Source organism: Enterobacter sp. MGH 33, from assembly GCF_000534535.1.
Taxonomy (GTDB): Bacteria; Pseudomonadota; Gammaproteobacteria; order Enterobacterales; family Enterobacteriaceae; genus Enterobacter; species Enterobacter hormaechei_C.
The window spans coordinates 59,099-77,044 of sequence record NZ_KI973213.1; the positions used below are offsets into that span (position 1 = coordinate 59,099).

Below are 17,946 nucleotides of genomic sequence, written 5' to 3' on the forward strand. Positions count from 1 at the left end.
CCCATGTGTTGGTTACGCAGCCGGTGCTGCGGTCACTTCAACGGTCGCAGTGGCTTTGTGGCTACCGTCTTCCGTGGTGACTTCGATAGTGGCAGTACCTGCAGCCACACCGGTCACAAGTCCAGTTGCGCTATCAACCGTCGCGAACTCGGCATTTTTTGACGCCCAGGTTACGCGCTTATTGGTTGCGCCAGCCGGTTCGATGTTCGCGGTCAGCTGTACCGTTTTGTTGGCTTCAACGCTGGTGGTGCTCGGATCGACAGAGACGCCAGTAACAGCAACGACAGGCTCAGTGACTTCAACCGTAGCAGTAGCTTTATGGCTGCCATCCTGCGAAACCACTTCAATGGTTGCCGTACCAACGGCTACGCCAGCTACGTTACCGTTCTGGTCAACGGTCGCTTTGTCGTTATTTTTGGAAGTCCAGGTGACTCTTTTATTTGTTGCGTTTGACGGTTGTACATCAACGCGCAACTTGACCGATTTCCCCTTCTCAACAGAGGTAGAGTCTGGCGTTACCGTAACGGACTCCACGCTGACAGGCTTAACGGTCACTTCGACTGACGCAGAAAGCTGAGTCTGCTTATCGGTGGCGGTGATCTTCACTTTTCCCGGAGTCACGCCAGTAACCAGACCCGTACCGCTGACTGTGGCGACCTGGTCATTGGCCGACGTCCAGGTGAATGAATCTGCGCTTTTGCTCATGGTGATACCTGCACTAAGTTGAACGGTTTTACCCACCAATACGGACGGCGCAGCCGGTGTAATGGTGACAGACTGAGTGAACGGAATTGCCCGGAAGCAAGCCGCAAGATGGTTCTGCTGGCGCTCGCTCAGAGGCTCGTTGGAGATGGAATTGGTGAATCCGGCACGGCACATATGCCCCGTGAAATCCGCAAACGCCTCTTCCGTGATCTTCATCTTTTGTTCTGGCATTTCTCGCTCCTACAAAAAGGGTGGGCGTATAGCCCACCCTTAAATGGTAGATAATTACTTACCTACTATACTGATCAAATTTTTACGTTGGTCAGCGCGGCGATAGCCTTGTCGTGCTTGTTCGCCAGAGAGCAGTACCACTTAACGCGGGTACGGGTTGCGTCTTTGTTCTGAACAGTACCGATGTTCTCAACAACGATACCGGCGTTTTCACCGCCATACAGACCAGTCACACCGTTCTCTTCGGACAGGTGCAGGCAGTAGATGCTTGCTTTGCCAGAATCAGTCGGGATGAAGTCGTTCACAATGAACGGTACACCGTTGTGGCACAGCATCGGACGACCGAAGTTTTCCATCATGATTTCGGACGGGCCGAGGCTAACGGTACGCAGCAGAGCGCGATAAGCACGCAGGTGCTCGGAACGCATCATAATGCAGTCTGCGCCCAGATCTTTCACCGCGTCGACCAGCTCGTCGAACATGGAGAAGGTCATGGAAGCGCCTTCGATGTCGATCTTCTGATCGTCGTGCATCAGCTTCGGAATACCGTCGAACGCTTTGTTGTTGGTGCTGGAGTCGCCCAGAATCAGGTTGCGGCGGAATGCGCGAGCCAGACCTTTCACCTTCTGACGAACCTGGATTGCCAGCTGGTTGTTGGTGTCGGACATAGTGGTCGCCAGGAATTTGTCGACGTCTACGTCGCCTGCCAGGATACGCAGCTTCGCAACGTGTTCGGTGAAGGTTGCAGCGCCTTCGGTGATGGTGTCGTTCACATCGATGAAGGTTGCTTCGCTCAGGGTAGCTTCGCGGTTGTAGAGGTATGCCTTAGAATTAATCTTCATGAAAGGCAGAACAGCGAACAGGTCATCGCGATCGATGATGGTCTCGATCACACCCTGCTCAAGTTCGTTGTTAGACAGCTTTTCAGCTTCATCACGCAGTAATGGCATCTTTCATTTCCCTATGATTTAAGATGTTACTTGAGTCCGATTTTCCCCAGGCCGGAGGTCAACTTATCCATAGTCGACTTGCTCTTCGGCTGGTTTACTTTGTGGGTCGGTTTGCTATTGGAACCAGCACCCTGCTTGGCTTCGCTGCGCAACAGTGCGTCAGCTTCCGGATCTGCACGCAGAATGCGCTCAATCGCGGATTCGAACGGTAACGGTTTGCCTTCACCGTCAACCAGAACTGCACGTTCTTTCTGACCGGCTGGCTTATCAAAGCCCACAACACTACCGTCTTCACCCACTTCGAAATGAGAGCCGTAGATAACGCGAGCCTTAGCCGGAGTCATCAGAACTTTGTCACGCAGGAAGGCAGAGCCGCTGAAGGAAGCGCCAACAGTCATTTCGACCAGTTGAGCCTTCAGTGCGGCGTTCTCGCTCTCCAGAGTGGAGTAGCGTTCGTCGCGCTGTGCCAGTTCAGCCTGGTGCGCTTCGATCATCTGCTTTTTCACAGCATCGAACTCACCACGGCGTTCCAGTTCAGCCTGCTCCGCCTCCCGACGTGCGGTTTCTGCGGCTTGTTCAGCTTCGAGAAGCTGGCGAGCACGTGCCGGGTCAATATCACCGTACTGAGCCAGCTGATCGGCCAATGTGCGCTCTTTCTCCTTGCGCTTCATGTTCTCTTTCAGCAGGTCAGCACCGGCTTTCTTGGACTTACGCAGTTCTGCCAGCAACTCTTCCTGAGTCATACCGGCATACTCGTCGTCGTCACCCTTCGGTTGCTCTTTTTGCTCGCCCTGTTTGCCTGGGTCTTGATTGCCCTGCTCATTGTCTCCAGCAGGAGCACCGCCACCAGCGCCTCCGCGCTCATGCGCTTCAGCTACATCCATCAGGCCACGACGGGCCATAAGCATTTGCCACAGATTCATAGAAATTCCTTTTCGTTACTTATCACTCGGTCTCTTGAGTAGATGAGTCCCCATTCCTCGGGGTTGATCTTGCCCGCTTTCTTGGGCTGCATCTTGATCATAAGTAAGTACTGACTTATTTTCAAGGGTGTTAAGATCATTTTTTGGAGGAAATTTCAAGAGATCTTTTTGAAATTCCTTTTGCATCGCCTCGGAAATGTTCGGGAAGACCTTCTCGATGAGCATTTCCATCTGATGACGACGAACAGAATCAGGCGCCTGAAGCAGCGACAGTTTCTCGGCAACGGCAAACTCGTCAGTCAGACCGCGAATGTCGAAACTTTCCGGGTATGCGATCAGAGAGTGGTCTTCATCCAGTTCGACACCCATCCATTTCGCTGCCAGCTGCATCATCTGGCGCTCTGCCCTTTCGAGGCGCTCTGCTTTTGTCACCAGCAGACTGTTAACGCGCTGGAAGTCGTACATCTTCGCTGCGCCCGAAGAGTTATCGATGCCCTGCGCGTTATCCTGCTTGGTTCGCTCACCTGCCACACCAACGGAATGGTAGATCTCGTTAATCACCGTCTTAATCGTGGTGATGATCATCTGAGCCTGTTTCGGGTCTGGAGACAGGTAGAATGGCTGATTACCGCTCTCAGAGTCGAAGGTGAAGACGCGTTTTGTCCCCATTTCGAGCACTTTGGTGTGGTTTTCATCGCCCGGCAGCAGTGACTGAACCGGGATCGCCAGCTGGCTGAATGTCTGATCCTGAATAATCGCGTCAAGGTTCGACAGGTAGTTGGCCACGGCGCGGTCAAGATAGGCGATATCGTCAATCAACGACGGGCTGAAATACGGAGACTCGCTTTCGCCAATGCAGTCCACCGGAAACACCGGCACCACGCCCAGATTGTGCTGGCCGCTATCCTCCAGAACGACTTTGGCCTGACGACGACCGCTATTTCCGGAACCTTTCTTCACTTCTTCACGGAACAGATACCACTCGTTTTGCGTCCACAGACGGTAACGCTGGTATTCCTGCCCGGTTGACGTGAACGGATCTTCGTCGTCGCGCGCGATTTCAACAATCAGCGCCCACAACATATTGCCGTCTTCGTCCCAGGCAACATCAAGCAGCTGCTGCGGCGAAATCCAGTAAGCGTAGGCACGCGCATCATTTTTCTTCTCGTCTGCAACAGACTCAACATCGACGTTCATGGTGCTGTCCACGACAACCCAGATACGGCCATAAATGGATGATTGCAGATCGATAGCCGCCATAAACGCATCGATGGAGGTGTTCTGGCGCGTGGCTCGCTTCCAGAAATTGCGGATCTGCTCCGGCGCTTCATCAGTGTTGCGGTGAATGACCTCTTTGAAGAGGTATTTGTTGATGAGGTTTACCACTTCACGAGTGTGGTTGAAGCGATAAGCGCGTTCCAGGCGCTCTTTGAACTCCTGATCGCCCTCTTTGAAGTAACGGAAGATATTGTCGTTGAACCAGGCACGCCCGCCAGCGTAGGTGCTGGCGAGGAAGTCCCAATGTTCTTTTTTCTTCTCATATTCAGGGTGGCGTCGTGCCACAAGGTCTTTGATTTGCTTGTCAGTCAATTCCATTTGCTTTTCCTTTCCTTTTAGGTAAGTGCTTACCTATCTAGATCCACCAAGAATAACACGATTTTTCACCGGATACCTACGATGAACCGGATAACCCAACGCATCCGCACTGTGTTCGATGCCGCCAGTCTTATCCATATCGCGTGAGCCTGGCTTGTAGATCACCTTCTCCAGCGAGTCGATGAGGTGTTTGCACTTCGGATCGATGTACAACCGGGTTTCGCCCGAGGCACTCATCAACATGCGATTCACTGCGTTAACACGGTCTGCGATCGGCGGGTGCTTCTTCGGATAATCGACTCGAAGGAAACCTTTTTCCTTGAAGATATCGACGTCCGATTCACCGCGTGCGTGCTGGCGATACGCACCTGCCGGGTCAGGGAAGATAGTGACCTGAGACTTCCAGCGCCAGAAACGACGCTCCAGCTCATCACACACTTCAGCCGTGTTGGATGAGAACAGCACAACCTCGTCCACGGCCCACAGCTCACCATTTGGCTGCGGCTGCAGGATGACCGATGACATAGGGTCGATGTTGAAGTCCTGACCAACCCAGATCGGCAGTTTCGGATTGAACTGGAGTGGCTTCACATGCACATTGCGGTCGAACGGGTAGTAAACGCGTCCGGACATGTTTTCGAAGCTGGCCAGGTATTCCTGCGCGAACGATTTAGGGTCCATATCGTTCTTCGCCGCTTCGATTTCCGCGCTCGGTACGAACGGAGAATCGGCCGTAACGAACTGCCAGCTCTTCCACTGCCCTTTGCGTTGCAAATCTTTGTTCTGACCGATAGTCCACAGCTTGTGGAACTCGGAGAAGCCTTTTGGCGTACCGATGATCAGCGCACCGCCACGGGTAGAGGACAGTGTCGGACGCAGTACCTTGTACCAGGTGTCAGGCTTCATATCCTGAAATTCATCGAGCACCACGAAGTGCAGTGCCACACCACGAAGCGTATCGGGCTTATCCGCACCTTTCAGCGCGATTTCAGAGCCGTTCTTCAGCACGATGGTCATCGTGGTGTCGTTTTTCTTACGAACCCATTTACGAGGCAGAACTTCCTGCAGGTCATCCCACAAGATCTGGCGAGCCATCTGGTAAGTCGGTGCGACGTACCAGACACGTTGCTTTTTCTCTTTGGCTGCCGCGCGGATGATGGTGGAGATCGACAACCGGGATTTACCCCAGCGTCGACCCGCACACACCACTTTGAAACGATGTGGCGACTGGAAGACTTGCATCTGCCCAGAATGCAGCTGTACGAGACTCAGAGACGACGGGATGGCCATAGTTAGACGCTCCCATCACTTTCATCACCAGACGCGTCAGAATCGCCCTCTGCTTCGCTCAGTGCTTCCTCTTCGAGTGACTCAAGCAGATCGTCATCAATCAGATCCGGCTCATCATCTTCCTTACGCAGCTGCGCCACCTGGGAAGGCGTAAGTTCGCCAAATACCAGGTTCGGGATTTCGTCTTCTTCGTTCTCAGCGCGATCCATACCGAGCGCTTTCGAGGATATTTCGAAGCACTTAGCGAGTGTGCCGCTGGCACGCTGGAGACTCTTCAGGTCATCTTCGATGGTTGCGAGTGGCTTGCCGTCCTTCTTGGCTGTGGCCACCTCATGCATCACCATCCGACCGAGTGCGAATGCCCAATCGTCGTAACGAGTCCGGCGCTCTTCGATTTTCTCTGCACGCGCCTTCGCACGCAGCTCTGCGTCGGATTTGAGCGACTCGCGCACCATCTTCCCAACGGAGTCCGCGCCTTTCTCTAATCCACGCTTTTTGAAATGTCTGGAGAGCGTTTCACGACGAATGCCGTACTCTTCCTCCAGCTTGGAGAGTGTGTATTCGCCGGAAGTCCACTTTGCTTCGGCTTCTGCCCACTCAGCTGGCGTCAGGCGAGTTTTGCTCTCGTCTTTTTCTACAGTCATAGATCCCTCTAAAACACTCAGAGCGCATCCTTGCGCTCCTAAACAACTTGTTTAATTCTGTGCCTAACCAATTTGTTTTCTGGGTGTTTAAAACCGGGCTGGGGAGTATTCAGAACCTGCTTCCGTATATATTTAATAAGTCACTTAGTATTTATATATACGGAAGCAGGCTCTCAAACTGGCTCCCAGACCGACTTACATCACCAGTAATTTGGCTCTGGCACGACCTAAAGTGGTCAGTCCCAGCGTGCGACGGTGGTAGCCGGAATCACCGCGCTGGCGGCACATTCCTTTCTCCACCAGCCCCTTTTTCACCAGTGCGCGGATAGAGAACTGCATACTCTGTTTGGTCGTTTTGTACGGCAGCACTTCAAGCAGCTCGTCCAGATCGAGCAGATACCCACGCTCATGGCCTAAATTGATGGTTTTGATGATGTCTTTTTGTTTGTCGGTCAACGTCATGGCAAATCCTTATGCCGGTAATGCAATTTCAAGAGGTTTATTCAAAGGCTGTTTGTCGAATGCCAGCAGTGGCAGCGTGTCCGGCAGCTGACGACCAAAGTCCGGGTTTCGGTACACGCCATACAGCGGAGACGTGAAGCTCAGGTTGTGAATGTCCTTGAGCAGCTTCACGATGCTGGCCTCGTCCACCAGACTGTCGGCAATGTCCTGAATCGTCGTGCCACGATTACGCCCGGCTTTGGCCAGGGAACTGTTCTTGTGGTAGTCAGCGACCAGATCACGCAGCGCACGACGACGGCGAGACTCGCTCATGGCGAACAGCTCTTTGACGATCGCTTCGTTGTCGCCAGGGTCGGAACGGAAATGACGCTGGAAGACGCGCAACGCACTCTCATAGCTCTTCGGACGCTCCGGACGGATGAACTGGAACCCTGCTTTCATGGCGAACGGGTTGTATTTGCTCATCGACGACTGGATCTCGATGATTGGCCGGTCGTGCATCCTGCTAACCAGGTTAATCATTCGATAGGAGACGCCGACGCCGCGGTACTGAGTGTCCACAACGGAACGGCTGATCACCGCAAAGTTGTTGTTCACGTACCGCCCCCAATACTGGTTGGCCACGGTGGTATTGGTGGTTGGCTTCAGCTTAGGAAACATGCGATGGCGAGGCGCCAGCAGCAGTTTCGGGTAAGCCATAACCACGACGCCCACCAGCCGGTCGTCCAGTTCGCAGCGATAATACGTTGGCGCGAACGGCTTACCATCCGTCTTGTAGTGCAGCGACTTCAGCGCGTGCCAGTCTTCAACCGTGCCTTTGGTAACGGTCATACGCTCCAGAAAGTCCAGATGACGCGGGAACTCTTCCGGGCGGTAGCGTTTGATGATGATGTCTGTCATGTCGATCACCTGCGCTCGATATTGGCATTGATGAAGTCCAGGCGAAGCGATTCCATCGCCCCAACCATGACGTATGGACGCCCACCGTTATGCCAGCAATCCAGAACACTGCCGTCGTTGTTGATCATCAGCAGCGCCAGGCTCTGGCTTTTGCCTTCTCTGGCGTACTGGAGTGCTTCTTCCAGCAGGCGGATGACTTCAACGTTGTTGTTGTCAGCCTCTTTCGATGGCTTCAGCTCTACGATCTTCAAATCAGGCATATTCCACCTTCACGCGTTCTTTGTAGTGCTTGGTGATCTGCATATCCGGGCGCAGCGCGTTCTTCAGGTCTTCGTGGGTCGTCGCCACCATTACCGTCGCACCAACCTTACGGGCGGCACGCTGGAGGTTCGACGCCACAACCTGAGCGGTTACACGGTCGAGAACAGCGCCAAATTCGTCGGCCGCCCAGACTTTCGCGCCGGACTCGATCAGCTTGGCGATCTTGAGACGGTATTTCTGGCCGTCAGACATCTCGGATGGCTTGCGCACAAAGAGATAGGCGTCATTCAATCCGGCCATAGACAGCAGCCCCAGCGCTTCGCTGGTGGTATTGCCCAGCTGGTCGATGACGTTAACCTCATTGTCGAAGGTAAAGTCATCGATGGAGGCTACAGAAAGCCCTTCATCCTTCATCTGGCGTTGCAGCTCGCGCAGCACAACGGATTTACCGGAACCGGATTGGCCGGTGATGTACACCACATCGCCCTGCTTCACTTCCAGCTCCAGATTGTCGTAAAGCGTCCACTCTTTTTCGTCCAGGCCAAGACCGAACGATTCGGCAATCTCCAGCGTGCGCGTGGTTTTGTTCACGCGGGTCTGAAACGATACGTTGATGGTGTATTTGCTCATGCAGCCAGCTCCCCAGAAGAAACTTTCTCCGCATACGCCACGAAAGCGTCTACCCCGCTCTCTCCCGTGATTTCTTCCATGTGGGCAAGCAAATCCCCAACCACAATGGCAGAGCCTGCCGGGAGCGTTTTAAAGCCCAATACGTCGATGACGCGGACTTCTTCAGCGGCCACTTCGCGACTGATCTCGGTGTGCTCTTCTTTCTGACGTTCCGTCTCTTCGCCCAGATCGAGCACCAGAGAGCCGGTTTCCATCTCTTCGGTCATGCTACCGACAAGCACGTTCAGCTCGCGCTCTTCAAAACCGAAGACCTCGACCTCTCCCAGCACCAGGGATTCCAGTTCCTGCTGCAATTTGATGGCGTCGTAGTCAATACTGGCCAGGCGGTTGTCTTCCAGACGCTTCGCCTTCACTTCTTCTTCGCTCAGATCGTCGCGAACGATGACCGGCACACGCTCCAGACCAGCCAGAAGAGCCGCCTCGCGACGACCGTGGCCAGTAATGATGACGTCGTGCTTGTCGACCGTGATCGGCTGGTCAAAACCGCGCTTTTTGATGGCGGCCGCCAGGTCGCGGATCTGCTGTTCGTCATGTTTTTTGGCGTTCATCTCATACGGGATGAGTTCTGCCGGGTTTCGATAGACGATTTCAAAGTTTTTGGTCATTACATACGCTCCTTGTAGTAGTCGACCAGCCACACCAGGGCTTCCCCGGCGTTCTCCATTTCGTTACCGGTATTGATTCCCTGCTCTTTGATGATGGTTTTGATGGTGTCGGCGACGCGATCTGACGCATCAAACGTCACTTTGAAGCGCATCGTCTGGTGTTCAGCGCCGACTCGCTCGGTTTTATCGCGTTTGTCCTCATCGACCGGCTCGTCATCGCCACGGGAGAGCGCTTCCAGCGCTTCAAGATCGATAACGGACGCTTTGGCGAGTGTTGCCGCCATTTCGTCGTCATATGGGGCGATATCGGACAACCGGTAGTCGATTTCAGACTGGATTTCTTCGATTAAGCGCTGCAAAGCGACCTGATCGTCTTCGCCGTAGCGCTCGTTATCGACGAGGGACATCTGTTTGGCCACCAGGTCGTTAATTTTGCCCACGGAGATGACGGGAACCGTTGAAATGCCCTGCTCCATCGCGGCACGCCAGCGGTGTTCGCCACCGAGGATCTCAAAAACGCCCCCGTCCAGCTCCCGCGCCAGAATTGGCTTAAAAAAGCCCAATTTTTTGATAGAGCCTTTCAGTTTTTCGAAGTTTTGCGCCCCAACGGAGTTGGTATTCCAGGGATTCGGACGCAGGTTCGCGACTTCCACCTGCAGAATCGTAATTTTCACATCCATAATTCTGATACAATCCATTGTATAAGTACTTACTTACTATAATAGCCAATTACCATACAAAAGGCACGAAGGAAAGAGGTTTATGACAGTTCGGATTGTATCGAATGCAGTCAATGCGCTGATTTCTGGCGCTGATGACAACGTGAAACGGCTCGTTCAGGAGATGTTGAGCTATGAAGTGGAGGCTGGTGACTGGAAAGGAACCAGCACGATGTTCAACTGGAGCAAAAACGCATTCCCGGCTGGGTTTGCGAAGCCAGTAGCAGCCAACCTTCTGAAAGCTGGCATAAAATGCGTGCATGTGCGTAAGGAAAAAGCCCCCGCGCTGGGCAAGCCGAACCCGGTAGTTAACCCATTCCCGTATAACCCGGACTATGCGTATCAGGATCAGACTGTGGAAACACTGGTGCGCGAAGGGATGATGATTGCCCAGATTGCGACGGGTGGCGGTAAATCGAACGTAGCGTGTAAGGCAGCTGCTCGCATTGGTCGTATGACGCTGTTTTTAACCACGCGCTCGGTTCTGATGTTCCAGATGGCAGAGAACTTCCAGAAATCCATCGATTACCGCGCGGAGAATGGCGAGCCGTGGCTGAAAGGCCAGAAAGTTGGGGTGATTGGATCTGGTGAGTTCCAGGTCTCGCGCCATATCAACGTTGCCACGGTGCAGACCCTGGCCAGTTTTCTCGAAGAGCCACCGCGCGACGCATCACCGGAGAAAAAACAGTACCACCTGAAGCGCCGGGAACTGGTTAAGCGCTTTCTGTCCAGCGTTTCTCTGCTGATTCTGGAAGAGGCACACGAATCATCTGGTTCAAACTTCTACGATATCGCCCGGTTGTGCATCAATGCCGATTACCGTCTGGCGCTGACAGCTACGCCGTTCATGAAGGACTCGACCGAGGCAAATATGCGTCTCATGGCCGTTGCCGGCCGCATTGAGATAAAGGTAACGGAGAAATATTTGATCGATCGAGGTATTTTAGCGAAACCATACTTTCTATATCATAAAATCGCGTACACTCCAGACGAGGTGCGGATTAGGGCTGAACTTGCTTCGAAACACCTGAACTTTCGGGTTGGAATGAGTACGGCTTACCAGAAAGCCTATCAGTTAGGCATCGTTTACAATCTGGGCCGCAACGAGGCTATTGTGCGCGAAGCGTTAATGTACAAAAGTCACGGTCTGAACTGTATGACGCTGGTTCGTTTGAAGCGTCATGGTCAGATTTTGATGGAAATGATGAAGGAAAGCGGCCTGAAGGTCGATTTCATCTACGGAGAATCAAACCAGACTACCCGACAAGCAAAGCTCAACAGTCTGGCGGCAGGCAAGATAGATGTTCTGATTGGTTCAACCATTCTGGATGTTGGTGTCGACGTTCCAAGCGTAGGGGCGGTGATTCTGGGTGGTGGCGGCAAAGCCGAAGTTGAGATGCGCCAACGTGTTGGTCGCGGTCTTCGAGCCAAAAAGAATCAGGCTAACGTGTGCTTTATTACCGACTTTATCGACGTGAGCAACAAATATCTCATGTCGCATTCATATGAGCGGAAGCACATTATCGACACGACGCCTGGGTTTGCCGAGGGCGTTTTGCCGGTGGGTAGCACATTCGATTTCACTGTTTTGAATAGAGAGTAAGCATGAGCGAGAAACGCGCTATACACTGCCAGGTTCAGTTAACCGAAAAAGCAAACGACAAGCTGGAAACCTTTCAGAATCGACTGCGTGAACGCAATATTAAGCTGTCAAAGGCAGACATCATCAATCTGGTGCTGTCCAACATGACGATGGCTGATTTTGATAAGGCAGCTACGTCATTAGAGGCTTCTGCAAAGGCCCGTGAAAAGGTCATGAAGATTTACGAATCCTCTGGCATGACCAAAGAAGATCTGGCCGATATTCTCAAACGTCTCGATTAAGCATTAAGGGCGTCGCAAGACGCCTTGTTCGTTGAAGTGATAAGGATTTAGTTCAAGCCATGAAACACGTTCTACTTCCACTGATTACCATCCCCGTTTTACTCCTGAGTGCATGTTCATCCCGCCCTGTGTCTGTAGCCGATGCAAAACCGGCGCCGCAGGCCAGAGTTTTCAAATACCAGACGTCTGCACCAACCACGCTGGTGGTTATGAGGGACAAAGGTATGATAGGTGCGGGCTGTGACGCGTCCATCTTCATCAATGGTGAGACGGTTGCAAAGCTGGAGACCGGTGAAAAAGCGACGTTCCATCTGGATGCCGGGCAATGGATTGTTGGCGCTTCACTGGAAGGCGCCGGACTGTGCGCACTGAACCCTGCTCGTCAGGAACGCGAGACCATCACCAAAGCTGGCGAGACGAAAGTCTTCCGGGTGTTCACCAGCAACGCAGGTGACATCGATATCCTACCAACGACACTGTGACGATATGACGAATATTACTGACATCACCTACGGGATTCCTGCAGAAGTCTGGCCGCGCGATTACACCAACGTGGAGAAGGCGCTGATGTTCTGGCGTAAGTCTCTCATTCCTGTAAGGGTCACGATGGAAGATGGTCAGGTGTTCTGCATGTACGTTCAGGGTCTCATGTCGTCGCGCAACAAAGTCGATCTTTGCCCTGCCCCGTTCGACAAAGAAAATCGTATAAGGCTCCCACTTGAGCGAATCAGTACGATTGAATCAGGTGTGACAGAAGGCATTGCGCACGATTTCACGGGTCGGACAACGGTACACCCAGACTATGTGGACAATCGGCCATCTCGCCGTGATTTCTTCAAAATTTGTCGCCAGGCTCATGAGATGCAGAAGTCTATAAGGGTCTACATGGCGGATGGCCGTGAAATTGAGGGTGTGTCTTCAGGCGTTGACGCTTGCCAGGTCACGCTCAACATGGGGGACGGACGGAAGACAGTCGTCATGTTCGATTGGGTCGAACGGATTTTACCGTTTTAAATCTATAAGGGTAATAACCGGCTAAGTCCGGTTATTATTTTATGTGTCACTTCCCGTTATATTTATTTCCCCTAATCCCTATTCCATTTTAAATATATAAGGGTGAATGACCGAATAGGGAATTTATTTAGGCAACACCTTCGAGAAAACGCGTTTTATTTCTAAGACTTTGATTTTTATTGAAGAAAAATTTTTTCGTTCCCGCGTAAAAAACTCTTGATTTTAATTTCTGTATATCGATAATTGGTCACATCGAAAGCGAACACGCTAACGATAAACAAATAACAAATTAAGTTATCAATATTACATAAGGATTAAAATCATGTCTAACGTTGCTATCTCTAAAAAATCCATCATCGACGCTGCTGTAGTTATCGCTAATGAATTACAAGTTGCAGCCAATAACGCTACTCAGACTTATAACAATCATTATCAGAATGGTACGCACACAAAAGCAGATAAAGCTAACATGCTTGCAGCGACTACCAAACTTGCATACTTCACCAACAACGTTTTAAACGCTGTTAATGATGAGAAATTAGCTGGTGTCTTTTACTACGCGATTAAAGCAAGCAAACAAGCGCCAGAAGTGTTTTTCCGCGAAGCTATGACCAATAGCTATTCACTCGAAAAATTGGTTTATCTGGTTAAGTCTATCAAGTCTGGTAAATGCGTTTATTCCGTCGCTGATATGTCCGGATCTCGCGTATTCGCATTAATCGAAATGATTAATGATGAATTAGAAACATTCACAAATGGCGCTGTATTCGATTTAATGAATGAAGCTAAAAAAGCATGTGAGATTAAATTAGACGCTGGCTACACTCAAGCCAATCAGCTTATCAATTTGTGTGAACGTCTCGGACTGGTCGAGAAAATAAAAGGAATGGGCGCTGCTAAAAACGGATCGCAACAATATCGCTTTATCAAGAATGATTTTTATAACTATCTGGCTGATGCTTTCAAAGCGTAATTAGATGGATATAGCGCCCACTATGGGCGCTAGTTTTAAGGATAAAAATCATGATTAGTTATGACCAGATCCGCGCGGAATATCGCGCAAAATATCGCGCTTATAAACTTGAATTAATCGGCGACTTAAAAGCGCAACGTGACAAATTAAATTTTACGTTTTCTGATTTGCTTAACAGCAAAAGAGACTGTAAACGCAAACGTGAATATTTGCGCTTGTCTGAAATGATCGGAAAACTGCAAAACAGCATTTAAGCAATAGCGCCCATAGTGGGCGCTTTTTTCGTTTCAAGATCCGCACATCATAACGCGCCATTGTTGGCGCGTTTTTTATTGTCTGAAGTCAGCCAAAACAGACCCAAAATAAGCGCCATAAACGCGCCAATTTAACGCGTTTTTATGTGTGGTGGTCATACCCATTACCCACAATAAAAAACACGTTATAGCGCGTTTTACAGCGTTTTAGCGCGTGGTTTATTTTGTCGTGTCGTGGGCGTGATCGTCTGGCGATAGCTGGCGACGTGATCCGCGCTATCCTTCGGGACGTGTCGGCAATGTTGGCGCTATCCGTGGGCGCTCGCGTATCATTGGCACGTTGGCGCGACGTGTACGCGCTTGCAGTGGTTTACCCACGGATTCACATAATCACATAGCGAAAGCTATCTGGATGGCTCAGGGGCTGAAACTCCACCAGCGTTACCCCAGCGCCCCTGCGATATTTTCTGGCAGGATTCTGGACTTCTCCCGCTCTGTTTTCTACATAAAGGCAAACCCAGCCGTTTCCCGAAAATTCCCTGGCCGTTTCCCTTCGGTTCCCCGGACAGCCCTCTGGCCGTTTCTGAATATCCCTGCGGCAGCTGGTGGACGAAAAGAAAGGGGCGTTTCCAGCCCCTCCCCTCTTACTTGCCAGTCAGGATGTGAATGCGGTTCTTTCCGTACACCTCTTTCACGTATTCCCCGCACGAGACACTCCACGAGTCGATTCCTGCTTCGTAGGTGACGTTTTTGCACTTGATGGCATTGTTGGCGATACGCATCCCCTCCCCCACTGCTTCCTGTTCGCTGAAGTCGAACCCGGATTCTGTTTTAACCCATAGCGCGATCTGCGTGGCGAACTCGATGAGTTTTGACTGGCAGAAGCGACCGCTGCGTACCGGGAAGATGAATACGCCAAATCCCGAAGTGGAGACATACGCTTTTTCAAATACGCGTTTATGGCGACGGTTGCAGATAATGTCATTGGTGATCTGCTGTTTCTCTTTCCCGGACAGCTCGATGGTTACATTGTCACGCCAGGCTCCCAGCACGCTTTTCTCGTTATCAGAGAACGTCACAGAAATATGGCCATGCGCAGGGGTGTTAACAGTAGCGATAAAGTTCATGGTGATAATCCTTTAAACAACTTGTTTTCTTGTTGGTTTAATTATCGCTACGCGCATAAGGCGTCCAAGCGTTCTGTTCCGGCAGCTGGTGGCCGGCAGGGAGTCGGAGGGTTGTTCGGTAGCCTGGCGACAAGAGGTGGGTGTTTTTAGCCTGCGGGAAACAGGATGGTCATTTAAGGCCACCGGCGTGGGTGGCCTCGTTCTCTTAGTGGAGCAGACCGACGTCGATGGTATCGCCGGAGCCATCCACGCGGATCATCAGCATGGCGAAGGCATTTAATGGGTAGCCTGCGTGCCAGTCCGGGAAGCGGTCATCGCGCATGAAGTCGGCAATATCATAAACGCTGTCCTCAAAGCGGAAGAAGCGGGCATCACATTGTTCGTCCTGTTCAACGTGATCCATTTCCTGCTGTTCTTCCGGCGACAGGTCGAGCCAGGATTCCAGCCATACGTTTTCAGCTTTAGGGGAGATAGTGAAATCGGTCATGTGCATATCCTCAATGCGTAAACATCTTGTTTTCTTGTTGGTGTAATTATCGCACTGTGGATAAGGCAAAAAACATTTTGTTATCGGGGATAAGAAAATGGCGCGGGGTACGCGCCATTGGAGGGATTAAGCGAATACGCTTTCCGGGATGTAGTTTTCAACCGGTTCGTTGGACACGATGCGCAGACCGTATTGTCCAAGCCAGGTGTTGCTCGGGTTCAAGTAGGAGGTGTACAGCTCGTCTGCTTTCACCATCATCTTCTCAAACATCTCTTTGTCTACGCCGCGGAAATACGTTTCCAGTTTCAGCAGCATTGGTTCGGATGCGTCGCTGATGCTCTGGAAGCCTACGGTGTACACCCAATCCTCTTCTGTCCCGGTGCGGATCAGGGTGGTGGTGAGCACTTCAGTCCCGTTCGTGCTGTCACGCAGAATAGCGGTCAGTTTTGCAACTTTTCCGCCTGAGGTTGTTTCTGACGCATAGTACAAATCAAGAACCAGGTTTTCACGAATTACAGTCATTTTTGGTCTCCCTGTTGTTGACCTGATTATATTATTGTCATAGGTAAGCACTTACAATACGGGCAAGCAAAAAAGCCCCGAAGGATGGACGGGGCTGTCGTAGTGACGACTAATCGCTTTTGCACATGTCAGGCTGTCGCCAGGAGAGAGGCACGCTGGATTTCTTGCTGGGCTACTTTGTTCGCTTCCAGTAGCGCCTGTTCCAGCTCTCCTTCCGGCCAGATGATCTGTTTTGCCATCCACCCTCTCCCACTCTGGCGACGCACACTCATTACGTAACGCGTGCGGGAACCATTGTCGAACGAGACCAGCGTCTCTTTGAACAGGCGAATGGCAGTGCCGTTGGCGATGATATCGAGCAGGGTCAGCTGGCTCATTACGGTTGGTTTTTCTTTACGTGGCTGGCCCGCGCTCAGTTTGGTGATCATCGCGTTTTTCATAATTCACTCCGTAAACAACTTGTTTTCTTGTTGGTGTAAACAATTCCAGCGAGAAAACGGCTACAAAGCATAGCGTTACGGTGCTGCGCTGCCCCGGAGGTTGCAAACAGCAAAAAGCCACCGTGCTGGTGGCCTCACTCTTAATCTTCGTCGTCCGGGAACTCGATGTGTACCGCGTCCACCAGCTCCCGCTGTTCATCTTCACTGAGCAGTTGCCAGATATCCTTCCCTTTGGGTGATTCCCCTTCAGCCGGGACGAAAGACCACAACTTGCGGTACAACTCCGGCCCCACAGCATCCAGACACTCAGCCAGTGAATCCACGCCCCACACCTCAACCATCACAGGCATCTTAATCATCTCTTCACCCTAACTTCGTTTCTGACGTCGTGCAGTTCCACGCGACGGACATTGGGTTGTCCTCGATATGGAAATCAAACGTCCCTTTTCTATATCCTTCAGAGATGAGCGTCGCCACGCGACCAGCAACATCCTGGGAACGGATAACGTCATCGAGGGAGATCTCACACTCGGGGGACTCTTCCTCGCCACAGAGGGTGATGCTGATATTCAGATGCTTGTACATGTGTTTCTCCATTGTCTAAACACGTTGTTTTCTTGTTGGTGTTATTATCGCAATAAGAAATCGGGGAAAAAGAATTCCTTAAAGGCTGATGTGCTTGTGCCGATTTATTGCTATGTATGTATCTGGCTAACTCAGAGGGAATGTGATGAGCACTAAAGACTACACAGACGGGTACTTCAGCATCGACGCCGAAAGAGGCGAGTTGCTACATGGCGGCATCGCTGTCGGACGCGTCGTTTTGGTTAACGGTCAGATTTACACAGAGCTGGACGATACCAGTTCAAGCGCACCTGTCGTCTCCGGCCCCTTCGGGACAAGAGAAGAGGCGCTCGATGATTTGTGGGACAACAGGGACGATGCGAATCAGGGCAGTGAGATTTTCGAATAAACGTCCTCGGCGATTTCACCACCAAAACCCGTAACCCTTTACACTAGATCTAGCTTCCCGATATGAGCGTGCGAAGCTGATCTGGTCCCAACGCTCAACTGCGGGATTCACCAATTCCCGCACTCTTCAGGTGAATGAGGAAAAGGCATACTCCCGCAGCCGTCCCTCGCTCTGTACCGGGATGTACCCGTTTCCCGACCGGCAGCCAGCCTTTTCCCGGTTCGTATAGCGGGATTCCCACCGTTTCCCTGAAAACCTCCAGCCTTTACCCTGCGGCGATGCTCCCGTTCGTGAAA

Annotated in this window: 23 protein-coding genes and 2 pseudogenes; 7 read left to right on the forward strand and 18 right to left on the reverse strand. The window is 51.7% G+C overall.

Going from position 1 to position 17,946, the window contains the following annotated elements:
• Window positions 1-12: 12 nt before the first annotated feature.
• From L379_RS00890 to L379_RS00835, 12 genes and pseudogenes are all read right to left on the reverse strand, one after another.
• Window positions 13-936 (reverse strand): Ig-like domain-containing protein, encoded by a 924-nt coding sequence (locus tag L379_RS00890; protein WP_006812513.1) that lies wholly within the window; start codon window positions 934-936, stop codon window positions 13-15.
• Between the two features lie 74 nt (window positions 937-1,010).
• On the reverse strand, window positions 1,011-1,886 hold the full coding sequence (locus L379_RS00885) for a major capsid protein (protein WP_006812514.1): 876 nt from the start codon (window positions 1,884-1,886) through the stop codon (window positions 1,011-1,013).
• A gap of 26 nt (window positions 1,887-1,912) precedes the next feature.
• Entirely contained in the window at window positions 1,913-2,809 is an 897-nt protein-coding gene (locus L379_RS00880; RefSeq protein WP_006812515.1) for a DUF6651 domain-containing protein, read from the reverse strand.
• Between the two features lie 22 nt (window positions 2,810-2,831).
• Window positions 2,832-4,405 (reverse strand): annotated as a pseudogene (locus L379_RS00875) (hypothetical protein).
• Between the two features lie 33 nt (window positions 4,406-4,438).
• Window positions 4,439-5,695 carry a phage terminase large subunit gene (locus L379_RS00870; protein WP_002211787.1) on the reverse strand — a complete coding sequence of 419 codons (1,257 nt, stop codon included), beginning with the start codon at window positions 5,693-5,695 and terminating at the stop codon, window positions 4,439-4,441.
• 2 nt (window positions 5,696-5,697) lie between these two features.
• A complete protein-coding gene (locus L379_RS00865) occupies window positions 5,698-6,339 on the reverse strand; it encodes a hypothetical protein (RefSeq protein WP_006812517.1) in 642 nt (213 codons plus the stop codon).
• Window positions 6,340-6,534: 195 nt separating this feature from the next.
• The gene (locus L379_RS00860; protein WP_006812518.1) at window positions 6,535-6,801 is read right to left on the reverse strand and encodes a hypothetical protein; all 267 of its coding nucleotides are present in this window, start codon (window positions 6,799-6,801) and stop codon (window positions 6,535-6,537) included.
• Between the two features lie 9 nt (window positions 6,802-6,810).
• Window positions 6,811-7,701, reverse strand: coding sequence for a hypothetical protein (locus L379_RS00855; RefSeq protein WP_002211789.1), 891 nt, complete (start codon window positions 7,699-7,701; stop codon window positions 6,811-6,813).
• A 5-nt stretch (window positions 7,702-7,706) separates the two neighbouring features.
• Complete coding sequence (locus L379_RS00850) at window positions 7,707-7,961, reverse strand: hypothetical protein (protein ID WP_001113021.1); 255 nt, start codon at window positions 7,959-7,961, stop codon at window positions 7,707-7,709.
• Window positions 7,954-8,592: an ATP-binding cassette domain-containing protein gene (locus L379_RS00845; protein WP_032655915.1), complete on the reverse strand. Its 639-nt coding sequence runs from the start codon at window positions 8,590-8,592 to the stop codon at window positions 7,954-7,956. The genes L379_RS00850 and L379_RS00845 overlap by 8 nt, the downstream gene beginning before the upstream one ends.
• The gene (locus L379_RS00840; protein WP_006812520.1) at window positions 8,589-9,257 is read right to left on the reverse strand and encodes a ParB/Srx family N-terminal domain-containing protein; all 669 of its coding nucleotides are present in this window, start codon (window positions 9,255-9,257) and stop codon (window positions 8,589-8,591) included. The genes L379_RS00845 and L379_RS00840 overlap by 4 nt, the downstream gene beginning before the upstream one ends.
• A pseudogene (locus L379_RS00835) lies at window positions 9,257-9,960 on the reverse strand (ParB/RepB/Spo0J family partition protein). The gene L379_RS00840 and the pseudogene L379_RS00835 overlap by 1 nt, the downstream one beginning before the upstream one ends.
• A gap of 59 nt (window positions 9,961-10,019) precedes the next feature.
• Here L379_RS00835 and L379_RS00830 point away from each other — a divergent pair.
• The 6 genes from L379_RS00830 to L379_RS00810 all read left to right on the forward strand — a co-directional run bounded on the left by L379_RS00830 (window position 10,020) and on the right by L379_RS00810 (window position 14,101).
• Window positions 10,020-11,579, forward strand: coding sequence for a DEAD/DEAH box helicase (locus tag L379_RS00830; RefSeq protein ID WP_006812522.1), 1,560 nt, complete (start codon window positions 10,020-10,022; stop codon window positions 11,577-11,579).
• A 2-nt stretch (window positions 11,580-11,581) separates the two neighbouring features.
• Window positions 11,582-11,860: a hypothetical protein gene (locus L379_RS00825; protein WP_001291547.1), complete on the forward strand. Its 279-nt coding sequence runs from the start codon at window positions 11,582-11,584 to the stop codon at window positions 11,858-11,860.
• Between the two features lie 59 nt (window positions 11,861-11,919).
• Window positions 11,920-12,342, forward strand: coding sequence for a hypothetical protein (locus L379_RS0124440; RefSeq protein WP_000683475.1), 423 nt, complete (start codon window positions 11,920-11,922; stop codon window positions 12,340-12,342).
• 4 nt (window positions 12,343-12,346) lie between these two features.
• Window positions 12,347-12,874, forward strand: coding sequence for a transcriptional regulator (locus tag L379_RS00820; protein ID WP_006812523.1), 528 nt, complete (start codon window positions 12,347-12,349; stop codon window positions 12,872-12,874).
• A gap of 322 nt (window positions 12,875-13,196) precedes the next feature.
• Window positions 13,197-13,847, forward strand: coding sequence for a hypothetical protein (locus L379_RS00815; RefSeq protein ID WP_006812524.1), 651 nt, complete (start codon window positions 13,197-13,199; stop codon window positions 13,845-13,847).
• Between the two features lie 50 nt (window positions 13,848-13,897).
• On the forward strand, window positions 13,898-14,101 hold the full coding sequence (locus L379_RS00810; protein WP_006812525.1) for a hypothetical protein: 204 nt from the start codon (window positions 13,898-13,900) through the stop codon (window positions 14,099-14,101).
• 644 nt (window positions 14,102-14,745) lie between these two features.
• On the opposite strand, the gene L379_RS00805 is transcribed toward L379_RS00810, so the two are convergent.
• From L379_RS00805 to L379_RS26215, 6 genes are all read right to left on the reverse strand, one after another.
• A complete protein-coding gene (locus L379_RS00805) occupies window positions 14,746-15,228 on the reverse strand; it encodes a hypothetical protein (RefSeq protein WP_006812526.1) in 483 nt (160 codons plus the stop codon).
• A 205-nt stretch (window positions 15,229-15,433) separates the two neighbouring features.
• Window positions 15,434-15,715: a hypothetical protein gene (locus L379_RS00800; RefSeq protein ID WP_023180884.1), complete on the reverse strand. Its 282-nt coding sequence runs from the start codon at window positions 15,713-15,715 to the stop codon at window positions 15,434-15,436.
• Between the two features lie 126 nt (window positions 15,716-15,841).
• Window positions 15,842-16,237, reverse strand: coding sequence for a hypothetical protein (locus tag L379_RS00795; protein WP_006812529.1), 396 nt, complete (start codon window positions 16,235-16,237; stop codon window positions 15,842-15,844).
• Window positions 16,238-16,365: 128 nt separating this feature from the next.
• Entirely contained in the window at window positions 16,366-16,677 is a 312-nt protein-coding gene (locus tag L379_RS00790; RefSeq protein WP_006812530.1) for a hypothetical protein, read from the reverse strand.
• Between the two features lie 140 nt (window positions 16,678-16,817).
• The gene (locus tag L379_RS00785; protein WP_032655917.1) at window positions 16,818-17,036 is read right to left on the reverse strand and encodes a hypothetical protein; all 219 of its coding nucleotides are present in this window, start codon (window positions 17,034-17,036) and stop codon (window positions 16,818-16,820) included.
• Between the two features lie 4 nt (window positions 17,037-17,040).
• A complete protein-coding gene (locus tag L379_RS26215; RefSeq protein WP_032655918.1) occupies window positions 17,041-17,262 on the reverse strand; it encodes a hypothetical protein in 222 nt (73 codons plus the stop codon).
• Window positions 17,263-17,407: 145 nt separating this feature from the next.
• Between L379_RS26215 and L379_RS00775 the strand changes: the two genes are divergently transcribed.
• On the forward strand, window positions 17,408-17,650 hold the full coding sequence (locus L379_RS00775) for a hypothetical protein (protein WP_006812532.1): 243 nt from the start codon (window positions 17,408-17,410) through the stop codon (window positions 17,648-17,650).
• The last annotated feature ends 296 nt before the right edge of the window (window positions 17,651-17,946 follow it).